Source organism: Leptothoe spongobia TAU-MAC 1115 (assembly GCF_018739885.1).
GTDB lineage: Bacteria > Cyanobacteriota > Cyanobacteriia > Phormidesmidales > Phormidesmidaceae > Leptothoe > Leptothoe spongobia.
In genome coordinates this window covers 77,946-93,865 of record NZ_JADOES010000012.1, presented here as the reverse complement: position 1 = coordinate 93,865, position 15,920 = coordinate 77,946, and the positions used below count along the sequence as shown (strand labels likewise).

The window sequence follows — 15,920 nt, the reverse complement described above, 5'->3', positions numbered from 1 at the left end:
AGGATACTTAAGTCGTAATGGCTACTATTCAGCAGCAAAAGATACGTATTCGATTGAAAGCATTTGACCGTCGTCTTTTAGACACCTCTTGCGAAAAAATTGTTGATACGGCAAATCGGACTAACGCCACTGCAATTGGACCGATTCCCCTACCAACTAAACGCAAAATTTACTGTGTGCTACGTTCTCCCCACGTCAATAAAGATTCTCGAGAACATTTTGAAACTCGTACACATCGCCGCATTATCGATATCTATCAGCCAACTTCTAAAACGATCGATGCATTGATGAAGCTAGACCTACCTGCTGGTGTAGATATTGAAGTCAAACTTTAATATCTAATTGAGTACTTGTAGTTTTGCCTGAGATAAGGCTTTTGTTCTAGACATGGGCGAATTCTAAATGTTCTAGCTAGGCTGAAATAATCGTTCTCTAGTCCTAGAAAGACTTTCTGAACTATCGGTTTAGTCAAGTTCATAGTAAATACAAAGCCTGAGTAGCCTTTGTTTGGGGGAGCTCAGGCCTTTATATTATTGGGATCTGGCCTCAATAATGTTTGAAATTGATGGATAGGTTAGAATAATCTTGCTGCACCTTCAGGCTCGCTCATCGGCTACTGTCCTTTCGGGGTGATAGCTACATAGTATTTCCTACCCAACCTAATGGATTCTGTTTCATCAGTCGCTGTCCGAGAACTACCTTTGTTCCCATTACCTGAGTTAGTTCTCTTTCCCGGTAGGCATTTACCACTCCACATATTTGAGTTTCGCTATCGCATCATGATGAATACGATCCTACAGTCGGATAGACGTTTTGGTGTTCTGATGATCGATCCTGATAGTGGTCAAATTTCAAAGGTTGGATGTTGTGCGGAAGTCGTTCATTTTCAGCGACTACCCGACGATCGTATTAAAATACTAACTATGGGACAACAGCGGTTCCGAGTTTTGGACTACGTTCGCGAAAAACCTTATAGAGTAGGTTTAGTCGAATGGATTGAGGATGAAGCTGCCGAAAAGGATCTATCGCCTCTAGCCTCTCAAGTAGACCAGTTATTACGGGATGTTGTTCATCTTTCTTCAAAATTAACGAGTCAGGAAATTGAGTTTCCTGAGAGTGTCCCAGAGCTACCTCTGGAACTTTCATATTGGATTGCTAGTACATTACATGGGGTGGCCCGTGAACAGCAGCAGCTTTTAGAAATGCAAAATACGGCCCAGCGGTTGGAACGTGAGGCAGATATTCTAACATCTACTCGTAATCACTTAGCTGCCCGCACAGCACTTAAAGATATCCTCCCCGAGGATAGCCCTTCATAAAGACATGAACCTTTATGATGCAGCTATAAAACCTGGACTTGAATTTGCTTGTAGCTACCAAAGATTTTTAGGGTTTTGGTACAGTTTCTGAGAAGTTGAAGTGCGGCTTGGGTATTAGGGTCATCCAAACTTGCTTCAATATCAATAAAAAATCGATAATCCCCCAATGCAAGTTTGGTAGGGCGTGATTCTATGCGACTCATATTAATTCCTTGAGTTGCAAACAGCTGTAAAGGCTTGAGAAGGGCTCCAGGAGCATTGTCTGGCAGCCTAAAAGCCAGGGAAGTATGGCTGCCCTGTTTAGTCTGATTGCGCCCTAATACCCAAAACCTGGTGGCATTATCAGGGTTATCGTTAATAGGGTCTGCTAGAACCGAGATGTTATAAAGCTTGGCTGCCCACATGGGAGAAATCGCTGCTGATGTTGCATCGTTAGACAATCGAGGTAGGGCCTCAGTCGTAGAACTGGTAGCAATTTGAACAGCATTCGGTAGATTAGCAGCCAGCCACTTTTGACATTGTGTAAGCGCTTGAGGATGAGAGTAAACTGTCTGAATGTCACGCAAACAAGTTGCGTGTGATAAGAGGGCATGATGAATGGGTATCACCAGATTATTTTGAATTTTTAGTGTATCTAGTTCCCACAGCATATCTAAAGTGTCACGTACACTACCACCGATGGAATTCTCGATGGGAACAACAGCCGCATCAGTTTCTCCAGTAGCAGCTGCTTGAATAGCTTTAGCAATAGTGTTGTAAGGCTTAAGGTTAGATACTGCACCGTGATTTGCCATTAGCCAATGGGCATAGTTAGTGGCGGCTAGTTCGGAGTAGCTACCTAAGGGACCTAAGTGAGCAATAGAAGTCATCTAGAAATATATAGAGGTCATCCGTGACCGCCGAAATAAAGGTGTTAGAGTTAGCTTAATAGCTTTTGGCTAACCCATCATTTGAGGTTATAGCGGCAAGAAAGACCTGTCTAAATGTCGCTATAACCATGGGGTATTTTAGATATGGTGCTGGGGTGAAATTGGCTGAATGGTTCATTTGCATGCGTCACAGTCTGTGGAAATTACCATATCTGATGCTCCTATACCCATTCATCAATATTTAAGTGATACCGAGAGATTGGTTTATGCTCTTGCAGATCCAAGCCAGATAAAAGTTTTGGGTCCTCATACTTTCCAATTTAGTATGCGACCGATCAAGTTCTTGATGCTTACTTTAGAACCTGTTGCAGATGTTCAAATCTATCCGAATGACCGCAACGAAGTCATTATTTATTCAGACTCTTGTCAGTTACGAAATCAGTCTGCGCTTAATCGCCGATTTTCATTCAAACTTCAGGGTTGGCTAGCTGCTCGCGATGACAATTCCGGGGTTTCAGGCAATGCTCAGTTAGACATTTCTATCGATCTACCCTCGGCATTTAGACTCACACCAAAGCATCTATTAGAGTCCACTGGTAACGCTATTGTTAATGGTATTTTAATTACAATTAAGCAACGTTTACAGCGTCGGCTCATTCATGAGTATCGTGGATGGACAAGTGGGATAATGGCATCGTCGAAACTGCGATAAAGCAAGATAAGCATAATTAACCCGTCTATCAGTTCAATAGCAATGGCTATTGGCAGCTCTTAAAAGAACGGCGATGGTAACGAGTAGGCCCTAGTATCTGTAGTCCAGCCAGATGTTTGGGGCTACCGTAGCCTTTGTTGGATGCCAGGTCATATCCTGGGTAACGACGCGCTAAACGGATGATTAGGGTATCGCGCCAAACCTTCGCTAGGATACTGGCGGCGGCGATCTCCACCAACATTTGGTCTCCCTTAATCACTGTCTGTTGCTTAATACCCAACCTAGGAATAGGCTGATTGCCATCTACTAAACATTGGGTTGGTTGAGGAGACAGACGCCTAATAGCATTTCGCATTGCCTGTAATGAGGCCTGCAAAATATTAATTTGGTCGATCGTACGAGCAGAAACCCACCCAACTTGAGCATCAACAACAACCGATAGAATAATTGGGACCAAGCTTTGACGCTTTTTTGGAGTGATAGTTTTACTATCTGTAACACCCTGCTGCCGCAACCAAGTTTCATCCTGAGGCCGTAAGATGACGGCAGCAGCAACAACAGGACCAAACAAAGCGCCACGCCCAACTTCATCCACACCCGCCGTTACCATTTGATTAGCCTGCCGTAGCAGACGAACGACGACGACGACGACGACGAGTGACAGGAGCTTCCGATTCAGAGGATTCAGCCGACTCTGACAAATCCTGCTGATCACTAGTAACATCTAGCGTAGCAATCTCAGCCTCATCAGACCTACTTACATTACCAACCGTTGCTATATCAGAACGATCTGCCTCAATATCTCGCTCTAACTCTAGAGAACCGCCAAAATTATCAGATTCCGGTTCAACAGAGATAGGAACTTCACCAGGCAAAACTACAGAAACGACTACATTCTTCGTATCTTTAACATCTTCTTGACTCCGAACTAGCGGAGATACTCCCATCTCTGCATAAATTCTCTGTTCATCAGGTGTTAAAGCTACCGTAACCAACTGCGGAGGAACTTCTGACTTACGACCTCTACTACGGGAACGCTTACCACGAGCCGATGGAACAGAAGACTCTGAAGATATCTCTTCTCGTGGACTATCAGGAGCCAAAATCGGCGCAGAGCCAATTATTGGACTAATACTGCCACCATTATTATTAGCCAACTTGGGTGGTGGTGCTGCTGGTCGACCACTACGAGTACTGGGGCCTTCATTACCACGGCGACGTCGGCGACGGTTACGTCCATTAGCCTTATCTTGATAATCAGGGTGGTTCATCAAGTCAAGGGACTTCAGATTTTGATCTGGCTCCAGACTATCTGAACGATCCTGGCGAGCTATTCGAGCACTAGGCAGGGAAACGACACGACTTGTCACAGCCGACTGTTGAACCTCGACAGGTGCTTCTCCAGGCAACTGAACAAGGTGCCCTAAACCGCCACAGGCATGACAAGGACAACCAAATAACTCGTATATGTTCTGCCCTTGACGCTTTCGAGTTAGTTCAACTAGCCCCAACTCAGATAGCTGAGAAATTTGGGGACGTGCTTTATCAGCCTGCAATGCTTTACCAAAATGTTCTAGAACTTGCATCTGATCGCGCCGAGACTCCATGTCAATGAAATCAACCACGATCACACCAGCCACATTTCGCAGACGCAATTGCCGAGCAATCTCTACAGCAGCCTCACAGTTTGTCCAAAGCACTGTCTCCCGAGCTGTCGCTGAACGAGTAAACGAACCGGAGTTCACATCAACAACCGTAAGGGCTTCGGTAGGCTCAATAATGATGTACCCTCCCGACGGCAAATCTACCCGTGGCTTTAAAGCTTCACGAATCGCAGCATTAACACGAAAGTACTCCAGAATCGGCGGAGACTCAGCACGATGATGATCCACCAAAACACCAGCTGGCAAACGTCCACCACTCCAGCTTGATAAATGCTGCTTTACACGCTGCATACCGATATCAGAATCAGTCACAATGCGATTCACATCAGCATTGTAAACATCTCGCAAAACGCGCTGGATGAAGTCATCATCACGATTCAGCAAAGCAGGAGGACGAGTAGCCATAGCCTCTTCCTGAACCATCTTCCAGCGTTTCTGTAATGCTTCTAAGTCCTCAATAATGGCCTCTTCGGACACGCCTTCGGCTTCAGTACGCACCAGCAGCCCCATACCAGGTGGCTTAGTTAAAATACCTAAGGCTCGCAATCGATGGCGCTCAGCCTCATTACGAATCCGTCGAGAAAGGTTAACACCTCTTCCGTAGGGCATTAGCACTAGATAACGCCCTGGCAAGGTAATTTTACCGGTCAAACGAGGCCCCTTATTACCCGTAGGCTCTTTCATAATCTGCACTAGCACTTTTTGCTTAGGTGCAACTAGTTCAGTGATAGGCCCTGGGGCTCGCTTTAACTTTAGCGGCCCCAAATCGGACACATGCATAAAACCATTACGCTCACTATCACCAATATTGATAAAAGCAGCGTCAATGCCTGACAAAACGTTCTCAACAGTACCTACATAAATATCACCCACTTGGTGGCTACCGGTAGCCACAATCAATTCTTGAATTTGATCTTCCGAAAAAACGGCGGCAGTTCGATGCTGCTCCGCAATAATGATCTGCTTAGGCATCCAATTTCCTCAAAAACCTATGTATTCAGCCCAATAATTACCGGGGCCGACATACGATAAGCTCAACGATTAATCCTTTAATCCTTTAAATCTAAGACAGCCGCTCGCACCTAAACCCTTTGACACTTAATTAAAAGTCAACTGGGCTCTATTGAGGCCATGGGCAGGCTACAGAGAAAACCGCAGGAATCCAAAAACTTCACTGCTTAGCAGCTAGAAGTGACGTTTAGATAAATCCGATTAAGAGTACTGTGGCCTCAAGACAGACCGTAAGCGTCGCTAGTACGTTGCAATCGCAAGTGTTCTGACAGAAGCGGAACTGGTCAGTACTCGCCGTTGGTTGAGCTGCAGCTAACAAACTCTGTAGTTATCCTACGGCAGCTTCAGTTGCAATGGATTATAGCTTGAGCATGTACATATGACCAGGTTTTTGATCTTTTTATTTTAAAATTCTCGAAGGATATATTTTCATAAACTTATACAAAGAGCAATAAGAAGAGATTAGATGAACTTTGGATCGAGGAAATGAAAGTCTTAGTCAAAAACCAACCTCCCTAAATCCAAGCTCATCATTCTCCATTAGACAGCTACAGCACGTTTTTTAGGTAACTCTGTCGGTTGCAGCGATCCCTCAGCTTCAATGGGCTGTAAAAGAAACACAATCAAAGGATAACGCTTGGGTAACTCACGTCTTACACAATGGCGCACTTCTTCTTCAAGACGAGATCGCAACCCATCCCATCGAACAGTTGTTTGCTTGCCAGAGGTATCAATGACCTCATTCCAACGACTTCGTAATCCAGAGGCCACTACCTGATTGATTTTCGTATCCCAATCAGCTTGAGAATGCTTAGTAACCACACCCCGTAAGTGAACAGTAGGTGGAGCTAGCAACTTGCCGTTACTAGCCACAGTAGTTGACACTGTGATGATGCCATCTTCAGCAAGCTGTTGACGCTCTTTGAGCACCGTACGGCCAACAATGCCATTGCGAGACGAATCTACCAGCTCAATCCCGGATGAAACTTTACCAGCAATACGAATACCTTGATCATCATCAACGGCCACCATGTCGCCATTCTGAATAACCACCATATTCTCGGCTGGTACACCCATACTTTGAGCTGTTTCTGCATGCTTGACTAGCATACGATGCTCACCATGAACGGGTAGAAAGTACTTCGGGCGAGTCAATGCCAACATAAGCTTTTGGTCTTCTTGAGCTCCATGACCAGATACATGCAATCCTCGACGCTTACCGTAGATTACATTTGCCCCCTGAGCCATCAGTCTATCAATCGTGTTAACAACTGCAATCGTATTACCGGGTATTGGATTGGCTGAAAAAATAATCGTATCCCCAGAACGGACCTTAATCTGACGATGGGATCCATTGGAAATACGGGTAAGGGCAGCCATTGGCTCTCCCTGCGACCCAGTCGTTAAGATCATAGCCTTCTCATCAGGGCAGCTATTAAGCGTGTTTAAAGGCTTAAACAAATCGTCTGGGCACTTGATATAACCAAGATTACGAGCATGGGCAATCACATTTAGCATGGAGCGACCCACTACAAAAACTGAGCGATCATGCTTTTGGGCAAGCTCCAATAGCATATTGACTCGATGCACAGAAGACGCAAATGTAGTAACCATCAGACGTCCTGAGGCTTCGCTAAAGGCCCGATCCAAATTTGGGAACACAGAGCGTTCAGAAGGAGTATGTCCCGGCACCTCAGCATTAGTAGAGTCACTAATTAAACACAGTACGCCTTCTTCTCCATAGGCAGCTAACCGAGCAAAATCGAAATACTCACCATCCACAGGGGTATGGTCAACCTTAAAGTCGCCCGTGAAAATAACCGCACCCGCTGGAGTACGAATAGCTACGGTAAAGCTATCAGCCATAGAGTGAGTGTTACGAATATATTCAACCTCAAATGATTGTCCAAGCTTAACGACGTCGCGAGGTCTTACCGTTCGTAGTTCTGTGCGGTCAGATACACCTGCTTCTTCTAACTTGTCAGCCAGTAGCGCCATGGCAAGTCGAGGTCCGTATATAACAGGAATGTCGAACTGCTTAAGGTGAAAGGCAATACCTCCAATATGATCCTCATGACCATGGGTAACGATCATACCCTTTATTTTTTTATGGTTTTCCCTCAGGTAAGTAACATCTGGAAGCACAATATTGACGCCATGCATCTCATCGGATGGAAAGGCTAAACCCGCATCTACTAAGATAATTTCGTCATTAATTTCAAAGACACAAGTATTTTTGCCAATCTCATGTAAGCCACCCAAGGGAATTATTTTAAGGGTTTCTTTATTTACTTGCTTAATAGGTTTAGCCGCCGATTTTGGAGCAGTATTGCGAGTTCGTTGGCTGCCATTCTGGTGATCATCTTTAGTAGTAATAGTTCTGGAGCGTTGGCTAGTTCTAGATCGTTGGCGCATAGGTTCCTTAATGAAAGATCAAAAATTGCGTAAAAACGTTTAAAGGAAAGTTGCTGTCGAAAAAAGCTAACTATGGGACGTGCATAAGTCCTTGAAGATAAATATTTTGGCTAGAGTCAATTTCTCTATGAGGAGCCTACTCATACAATGGCTGCCGGAAGTAGTAGCTCTAGCTCACTCATCAGAGTCTTGAGTTCGTCCACAATGCCAACAGGAGCCTCACTTAGAGGTAGACGACAGGAACCAACAGACCATCCTTGAAGTTGCATTGCCGCTTTAATCAAAATTGGATTGGTCGTTGCAAATAGAGCTTTACAAAGGGGTAGTAGCTGAAGATGCATATCCCTAGCAGCACGCACCTGACCTTTCTCATACGATCGAATCATTTGCTGAAGCGCGTCACCTACCAAATGGCTAGCAACACTGACTACTCCCACAGCTCCCACCGAAAGCATCGGCAATGTTAAGGAGTCATCACCTGAATAAATTGCAAAATCGGTTGGTGTCAAACGGCAGATTTCACTCACCTGATCTAAATCTCCACTGGCTTCCTTGATCGCGATAATATTTGGAATCTCTGCCAGTTTGGCTACGGTAGGTGCTTCTAAATTTCGTCCAGTACGGCCTGGAACGTTGTAAAGCATGATGCATAGATCAGGGACAGCTTTTGCGATCGCACTAAAATGCTGCAGCAACCCAGCTTGAGGCGGCTTATTGTAATAAGGCACTACTTGCAGAGTGCCATCTAAGCCTAACTCAGCCGCTTTTTGAGTTGCTGCAATCGCTTCCTGAGTACTATTTGATCCTGTCCCAGCAATAACCTTACCCCGATCGCTAACAGCAGCTTTGACTACTTTGAATAGCTCATATTCCTCCGACCAGCTAAGGGTAGGTGACTCCCCGGTAGTTCCACACACTACGATGGTATCTGTACCATGACTGACCAAATGAGAGGCCAAATGTCGTGCAGACTCATAATCGACGGCTCCTGTCTGATCAAAAGGGGTAATCATTGCCGTGAGTACTCGTCCAAAATATGTCACGTTCTATCCATCCTCGCTACATCAAAACCATGTTAAAAAGCCTTTCAAATCCTGCCCTCAAAGAATTAACCAATAGATAAATTTCATGGACTAGCCCCATGAGTCGTATCAATAGATCACATTATCAATCAGCAATTAAAAAGCATCCTACCGGTTCAAAATCGTCCCAAAATGAACGCAACGGAAAACCACCAAAGCTTAAGGCCTAAGCTTTTATCTTTAGGGCTTGCTTACTGATTAACAATTCCGCAATTTGCACAGCATTAAGCGCTGCTCCCTTACGAATTTGATCGCCACTAAGCCAAAGTTCTAACCCGCATTCATGGGACAAATCACGGCGAACTCGACCAACCAGGACATCATCCTGGCCACTAGCCTCAATAGGCATGGGAAAGTAGTTTGCCTGCCAATCCTCGACAACTTTGACACCTGCCGCCGCCTGCAAAAGTTTCAGTGCTTTATCTACTTCAAATGGCTGAGAAAATTCAAGATTAATAGCTTCTGAATGAGCGCGCAAAACGGGTACCCGAACACAGGTAGCACTTACACGCAGGTCAGAAACCCCAAAAATCTTGCGGGTTTCATTCACCATTTTCATCTCCTCCTGGCAATACCCGTGCTCATTCAAAGGAGAATTATGAGGAAACAAATTAAACGCTAACGGGTAGGGAAAAGCATTAGTAGATGGCTCCTTACCCTGCAAGATTGCCTGAGCTTGTTGTTTGACCTCCTCCATTGCACGCGCACCAGCACCACTAGCAGACTGATAAGTAGCTACAATAATGCGCCTAATCGGCTGACACTGATGCAATGGCCAAAGGGCCACACTCATCAAAATAGTTGTGCAATTTGGATTAGCAATGATACCTGTATGACTCAGAGCAGCTTCAGGGTTAACTTCCGGCACAACAAGTGGAACAGACGGATCCATCCGAAAGGCACTGGAATTATCAACCACCACAGCACCTGCTGCTGCTGCCCTAGGTGCCCACTCTTTAGATATGCCCCCCCCAGCTGAAGCAAGAACTAGATCAATATCAGCAAAATTTGCATCGCTGATAGCCTTGACATTAATGGACTGCCCCTTAAACATCAGCTCCTTTCCTACAGAACGTGGTGAAGCCAATAGAATGAGATCCTTAATAGGGAAGTTACGCTCTTCCAAAAGTTCTAGAAGTTCGGTACCGACGGCACCTGTAGCACCCATAATTGCTACACGATACGCTTCAGGCAAAAGATATAACCTCCTAATTATTCAAAACTTCATTATGAACATTAGTTAAAAACTAAGCCCACCCACCTACGGTTAACGATTTTGAGCGAGTGACCTATATCAATAGAAACCATTAAATACTTAAATTACTCCATGAGCTTGCTATATAAGTGGTTCTAAGTAGGTCTCGGATGTAAATCATTTTTTCTTTGAGGAGGTCCAATAAATCCATAAGAGCTAAGGGATTAACAAGAGACACAGCCCAAACTAAAAATCCTTTGTAGCGATTTAGATTTAACTATCTAACTATAAACACTAGGGATATACCAATACAATCTAGGGTAACCAGTGCTTTTGCCACTTAGCAAACATCAATAAAGTTTGCGACAAATGTAATGCTCAATTAGGAACAACCGACCTAACATTAGCTTCAAAAGTTTCAATCAGTTACTAAAAGCAGTTAATCATGTTGCTGTACAAGGCTTTTAGCAGGTGAAACTTTAACAAAGTATTTGGTCATATCTGACATAGTACTACATTCATCAGGTTAAGTCTCCGGAACAGTGAGCCAGAACCAATTGCCCTTCATTTTCTGCTTCGACCTAAATTTAGGTTCTAGAGAAGAAGCTAACTTCTTAAATACACATCAATGACTCTACTACAGTCCTAGATAGGAATAATCAGGTAATATAGCTAATTGCACTTGCAGCTAATGCACCAAGCATTGTGTTACGTATTCCTCATACACTTAATGATTTCTAAGGAAAGACTGTCTTAGTCCTTAAATCACGACACCATTCGACTGAAGCAACGTAACCTATTCCAAAAAATAGATTAAAACTTTACATCAGTCGATTTGATTACAAACACTGCGCAACAATAACTAGAACAGAAATCTCCAATGAAAGTTATCCAGGAAAAATTGCCCGATAGCCAGGTTGGCTTAGAAATTGAAGTTCCCGCAGACATATCTAAGCAGACCTATGAGCAAACGCTGCGCAAGTATATGAAGACGACAAATATTCCTGGGTTCCGCAAAGGTAAAGTACCGCGTCAAATCTTGGTGCAGCAATTGGGAGCAACCAGACTCAAGGCTGCGGCCCTTGAAGAGCTTGTACAGACAGTCATTGATAAAGCTATTGCCCAAGAAAAAATTGAAGCTTTGGGTAACTATCAGTTACGGTCTGGCTTTGAAAGCTTAATTGAGGAGTTTGAACCGGGTAAGTCGTTAACTATTTCAGCATCAGTAGACGTTCCTCCCCAAGCTGAACTCAAGCAATATAAAAACTTATCGGTCAAAGCCGAAGAAGCTACCTATAAAGCTGAGCGAATCACCGAAACCCTAGAAAGCTATCAGCAAAACCTAGCTAGCTTAGTTCCTGTTGAAGATAGACCAGCACAGGAGGAAGATGTTGCTGTCGTTGACTTCGTTGGCAAAATAGTTGAAAACGACAAAGAACCAGAGGAATTTGAAGGCGGCAGCGCCAGTGAATTTCAAGTTGAGATCAAAGAAGGACGATTTATCCCAGGATTTGTCGAAGGCATTGTTGGAATGGAACTTGGACAAACTAAGGATGTAGAAGTTTCATTTCCTGACGAATATCCCCAGGCAGATCTAGCTGGCAAGCCAGCTATCTTTAGCATCACTCTTAACGACCTCAAAGAACGCGAACTCCCAGATCTTGATGATGATCTTGCCCAAGAAATCAGTGAATTCGAGACCTTAGAAGAATTAAAACAGTCACTGGAAGAGCGCTTTCAAAAGGAAGCCAAAGACATCACTCAAGCCAATACGGAAAAGGCCTTATTAGATGAGTTGATCACCCACTTAGAAGTAGAAATTCCTAAGACATTATTACAGCGAGAAGTCGACCATATCGTCACCCAAACGGTGATGCAGCTCTCTAATCAGGGTATTGACATCAATAAATTTTTGACCAAGGAGTTGGTCGAAAACATGCGTGAAAACGCAAAACCTGAGGCAACTGAGCGTCTGCGTCGCACGTTAGCGTTAGGAGAAGTAGCAAAGCAAGAATCCATCAGTGTCGAGCAGGAAGCTGTATCAGCCCGGATGAAGGAAATGATGGAGGAAGTGGACAATCCTGCAAATATTGACCAAGACCGTCTCAAGCAAGTTGTCAACGAAGATTTATTAAAGGAACAAATCCTAACGTGGCTAGCTGAGAATGCAACTGTTCAGTTGGTTCCTGAAGGCAGCCTCAGTCAGGAAGAGGAATCGGAAACTTTAGCCGCTATCGCTGACAACGAAGCAGAATAAGTAAGTTTCAATTGCCTGTCCAGTCATAGGGCAGGCAACTGAACCATAGTTTCATCTTTAGCTAAGATTGATCAAATTCTTTTAGAGATAAAAGCTTCCTAGAAGCAGACGTGGCCAACGAGACAGGGGATTACATTAATATGCGTACTCCCAGGTAATCCGAAGATTTTAAAAATCTCCTTCTAGTTACTGTTGAAATTGGTCGGTTTTCGCTACAGTATGGGGGCTATCCCTTTATCGACAGACCAGGAAAGGGATAGGGCATAATATATCTATACGCCGTTAAGTCATATATGTATTCATCAATGTTTCATCTCTACCGCAGTAAGACAGTGCCAGATTTGTCTGGTCATTCATTGTCTGCTGCTGGAACTGACGAAGCAACTAATATGCTGCCAGTAGTACTTGAACAGTCTGGTCGGGGCGAACGAGCGTTTGACATCTACTCACGATTGCTAAGAGAGCGTATCGTTTTTCTTGGTAGTGGTGTTGACGATACCCTGGCCGACTCAATTGTTGCCCAACTACTGTACCTGGATGCGGAAGACCCTGAGAAAGATGTCCAAATCTATATAAATTCTCCAGGTGGCTCCATCACAGCAGGTATGGCAATCTACGATACGATGCAGCAAATTCGTCCAGATGTCGTCACTATCTGCTTTGGATTAGCTGCCAGCATGGGAGCATTTTTGCTATCAGGCGGAGCTAAGGGAAAGCGTATGGCCTTGCCAAGCTCCCGAATCATGATTCATCAGCCCTTGGGTGGTGCTCAAGGTCAAGCAGTTGATATCGAAATTCAGGCTCAAGAAATCCTGTACTTAAAGCAGCGATTAAACGAGTTATTGGCTGACCATACTGGGCAGCCTTTGGACAAGATCGCAGAAGACACCGAGCGAGATTTTTTCATGTCTGCTGCTGAAGCTGCTGACTATGGTTTGATTGACACCGTAGTCTCGCGCGATGCTGCTACCAATTTGACGTTAACGCACTAGGTTAGGGCAAATATGTCTAAGTATGACTCCCATCTTAAATGTTCCTTCTGCGGTAAGTCTCAGGAACAGGTGCGAAAGCTAATTGCTGGTCCAGGAGTTTATATCTGTGACGAGTGTGTTGACCTTTGCAACGAAATTTTAGACGAAGAGCTATTTGACTCTAGTTCTGCAGTTACTCCCCCCGCACCACGACGCGAACACCCACCTGAACGTGGTCGCAAATCTCCATCCCATATTTCCCTAAATCAAATCCCCAAACCTCGGGATATTAAAGCCTATCTAGACGAACACGTTATCGGTCAAAACGAGGCGAAGAAAGTCCTATCGGTAGCGGTTTATAACCATTACAAGCGATTAAGCTACGTTCAATCAGGGGGTGATCCTGGAGAAGATAGCGTAGAGCTACAAAAATCCAACATTTTATTGATTGGCCCAACTGGCTCAGGTAAAACTTTACTAGCTCAAACCTTAGCCAAGATCTTGGATGTCCCCTTTGCTGTAGCCGATGCAACCACACTAACTGAAGCCGGATATGTGGGAGAAGATGTAGAAAATATTCTACTCAGACTATTACAAGTAGCCGATCTCGATGTAGAAGAAGCTCAACGAGGCATTATTTACATCGATGAGATTGATAAAATTGCTCGTAAAAGTGAGAATCCGTCCATCACACGAGATGTTTCTGGTGAAGGTGTCCAGCAAGCATTGCTAAAGATGTTAGAAGGCACCGTTGCCAATGTCCCTCCCCAAGGTGGTCGTAAGCATCCTTATCAAGACTGCATTCAAATCGACACTAGTAATATTTTATTTATCTGCGGTGGTGCGTTTGTCGGTCTAGAGAAAATTATTGAACAGCGCATTGGCAAGAAATCAATGGGCTTTGTACAAGGTTCAGGTGAGCCTCAAACGCAGTTTAATCGAGACAAGCGTTCAGCTGACATCCTGATAAACCTGGAAGCTGACGATATCGTCAAGTTTGGGATGATCCCTGAATTTATCGGTCGAATTCCAGCAATATCCGTTCTAAATCCCCTCGATGAAGAAGCCTTAATGGCTATTTTGACAGAGCCCAAAAATGCCCTGGTTAAGCAATTCCAGAAGTTAATGCTCATGGATAATGTAAGTCTTGACTTCAAGCCAGATGCTATTCGGGCGATTGCTCAGGAAGGATATCGGCGTAAAACTGGTGCTCGAGCATTGCGTAGTATCATTGAGGAAATTATGCTCGATCTCATGTATGAGTTGCCTTCTAGAAAAGATATGAAGCGCTTTCAAATTACTCGTGAAATGGTAGAAAAGCGTTCTACAGCTGAACTTTTGATGCATCCGTCTTCATTGCCAAAACCGGAGTCTGCTTAAACCACATCCCAATCAAAATCTATAGCTTCTCTTAAAGCAAATCCTCATCCTGGATGTGGACAAGGTTTAATTAAAACCGTTGATTATAAGGGTTTATGCTCACTAGGTGACATCCTAATTGGGAAGTTGTTAAGGTTTCAGGGTTCCATGGCCTACATAACACTTAACGGTGTTGATCACTATTACGAATGGATTTGTGATGGACCTCCGGGACATCGCCCAACATTAGTATTTCTTCATGGCTGGGGTGGGTCAGCACGTTACTGGGAAAGTACAGCTAAAGTTATGAAACATGACTTTGATTGTCTGCTGTATGACCTACGAGGGTTTGGTCGATCAAAAGCTACTCCAAACATGCCCCCTGAGCTAGGCATGCTTGAGAGTTTCGCCGACGATCTTGAATGTTTATTGAACGCCTTAAAGTTAGAAGATGTATTTCTGATTGCCCATTCAATGGGAGCCTCAGTCGCACTTTATTTTCTCAATTGCTTTTCCCAACGGGTCAACAAAGCGATTTTGACCTGCAATGGCTCCTTTGAATATGACAAACATGCCTTTGAAGCCTTTCAGCGATTTGGTAGCTATGTCGTCGCATTTCGACCATCTTGGCTAGCCCATATTCCACTGGCTCCCCAAATATTTATGTCGCGCTTTTTAAAGGGGCAAATTCCCTACGCTGACAAAAAAGTATTTCTGAACGATTTCCTACAGGCTGATACAGCTACGGCCATGGGCACCCTGAAGGCATCAGTAAGCAAGCATGCTACAGATACAATGCCTACAGCTTTTTCCAGTATTAACATACCTACATTGATGATATCTGGACAATACGACAAAATTACTCCTGCCGAGCTAGGGCGTCAAGCAGCCTCTTTGAATACTTGCATTGAGTATGTTGAGGTACCAGAAACTGGTCATTTTCCTATGTTGGAAGATGCAACTACTTATTTATCCATAATCCAAGGCTTCTTACATCGCGAAAGATTGGACTAGGATCCAAGACTTGTAAAGTAACTCCAATGTCTTACCTATCAAGGTTCAAAGC

At 44.2% G+C, this 15,920-nt stretch carries 13 protein-coding genes; 7 read left to right on the top strand and 6 right to left on the bottom strand.

The features are described 5' to 3' along the window. Positions 1-17: 17 nt before the first annotated feature. Entirely contained in the window at positions 18-335 is a 318-nt protein-coding gene (gene rpsJ, locus IXB50_RS08715) for a 30S ribosomal protein S10 (RefSeq protein ID WP_006515830.1), read from the top strand. Between the two features lie 327 nt (positions 336-662). Continuing rightward, positions 663-1,319: an LON peptidase substrate-binding domain-containing protein gene (locus tag IXB50_RS08710; RefSeq protein WP_215608566.1), complete on the top strand. Its 657-nt coding sequence runs from the start codon at positions 663-665 to the stop codon at positions 1,317-1,319. A gap of 23 nt (positions 1,320-1,342) precedes the next feature. Here the strand turns inward: IXB50_RS08710 and pheA are convergent, their stop codons facing one another. Next, positions 1,343-2,188 (bottom strand): prephenate dehydratase, encoded by an 846-nt coding sequence (gene pheA / locus IXB50_RS08705; RefSeq protein ID WP_215608565.1) that lies wholly within the window; start codon positions 2,186-2,188, stop codon positions 1,343-1,345. Between the two features lie 169 nt (positions 2,189-2,357). On the opposite strand from pheA, the gene IXB50_RS08700 reads away from it, so the two are divergent. Beyond that, positions 2,358-2,900 (top strand): DUF1997 domain-containing protein, encoded by a 543-nt coding sequence (locus IXB50_RS08700; protein ID WP_246564280.1) that lies wholly within the window; start codon positions 2,358-2,360, stop codon positions 2,898-2,900. Positions 2,901-2,946: 46 nt separating this feature from the next. Here IXB50_RS08700 and IXB50_RS08695 read toward each other — a convergent pair whose 3' ends face one another. The 5 genes from IXB50_RS08695 to IXB50_RS08675 all read right to left on the bottom strand — a co-directional run bounded on the left by IXB50_RS08695 (position 2,947) and on the right by IXB50_RS08675 (position 10,267). After that, complete coding sequence (locus IXB50_RS08695) at positions 2,947-3,510, bottom strand: ribonuclease HII (RefSeq protein WP_215608563.1); 564 nt, start codon at positions 3,508-3,510, stop codon at positions 2,947-2,949. 4 nt (positions 3,511-3,514) lie between these two features. Further along, the gene (locus IXB50_RS08690; protein ID WP_215608562.1) at positions 3,515-5,536 is read right to left on the bottom strand and encodes an Rne/Rng family ribonuclease; all 2,022 of its coding nucleotides are present in this window, start codon (positions 5,534-5,536) and stop codon (positions 3,515-3,517) included. Positions 5,537-6,115: 579 nt separating this feature from the next. After that, positions 6,116-7,990, bottom strand: coding sequence for a ribonuclease J (locus IXB50_RS08685; protein ID WP_215608561.1), 1,875 nt, complete (start codon positions 7,988-7,990; stop codon positions 6,116-6,118). Between the two features lie 140 nt (positions 7,991-8,130). Further along, a complete protein-coding gene (dapA, locus tag IXB50_RS08680; RefSeq protein ID WP_215608560.1) occupies positions 8,131-9,033 on the bottom strand; it encodes a 4-hydroxy-tetrahydrodipicolinate synthase in 903 nt (300 codons plus the stop codon). Between the two features lie 205 nt (positions 9,034-9,238). Then, positions 9,239-10,267, bottom strand: coding sequence for an aspartate-semialdehyde dehydrogenase (locus IXB50_RS08675; protein ID WP_215608559.1), 1,029 nt, complete (start codon positions 10,265-10,267; stop codon positions 9,239-9,241). A gap of 880 nt (positions 10,268-11,147) precedes the next feature. On the opposite strand from IXB50_RS08675, the gene tig reads away from it, so the two are divergent. The 4 genes from tig to IXB50_RS08655 all read left to right on the top strand — a co-directional run bounded on the left by tig (position 11,148) and on the right by IXB50_RS08655 (position 15,868). Beyond that, positions 11,148-12,524, top strand: a complete 1,377-nt coding sequence (tig, locus tag IXB50_RS08670) for a trigger factor (RefSeq protein WP_215608558.1) — start codon at positions 11,148-11,150, stop codon at positions 12,522-12,524. A gap of 305 nt (positions 12,525-12,829) precedes the next feature. Beyond that, positions 12,830-13,516 (top strand): ATP-dependent Clp endopeptidase proteolytic subunit ClpP, encoded by a 687-nt coding sequence (clpP, locus tag IXB50_RS08665; RefSeq protein WP_281413256.1) that lies wholly within the window; start codon positions 12,830-12,832, stop codon positions 13,514-13,516. A 12-nt stretch (positions 13,517-13,528) separates the two neighbouring features. Continuing rightward, entirely contained in the window at positions 13,529-14,875 is a 1,347-nt protein-coding gene (gene clpX / locus IXB50_RS08660; RefSeq protein WP_215608556.1) for an ATP-dependent protease ATP-binding subunit ClpX, read from the top strand. A 147-nt stretch (positions 14,876-15,022) separates the two neighbouring features. After that, positions 15,023-15,868, top strand: coding sequence for an alpha/beta fold hydrolase (locus IXB50_RS08655; RefSeq protein WP_215608555.1), 846 nt, complete (start codon positions 15,023-15,025; stop codon positions 15,866-15,868). Positions 15,869-15,920 lie beyond the last annotated feature (52 nt).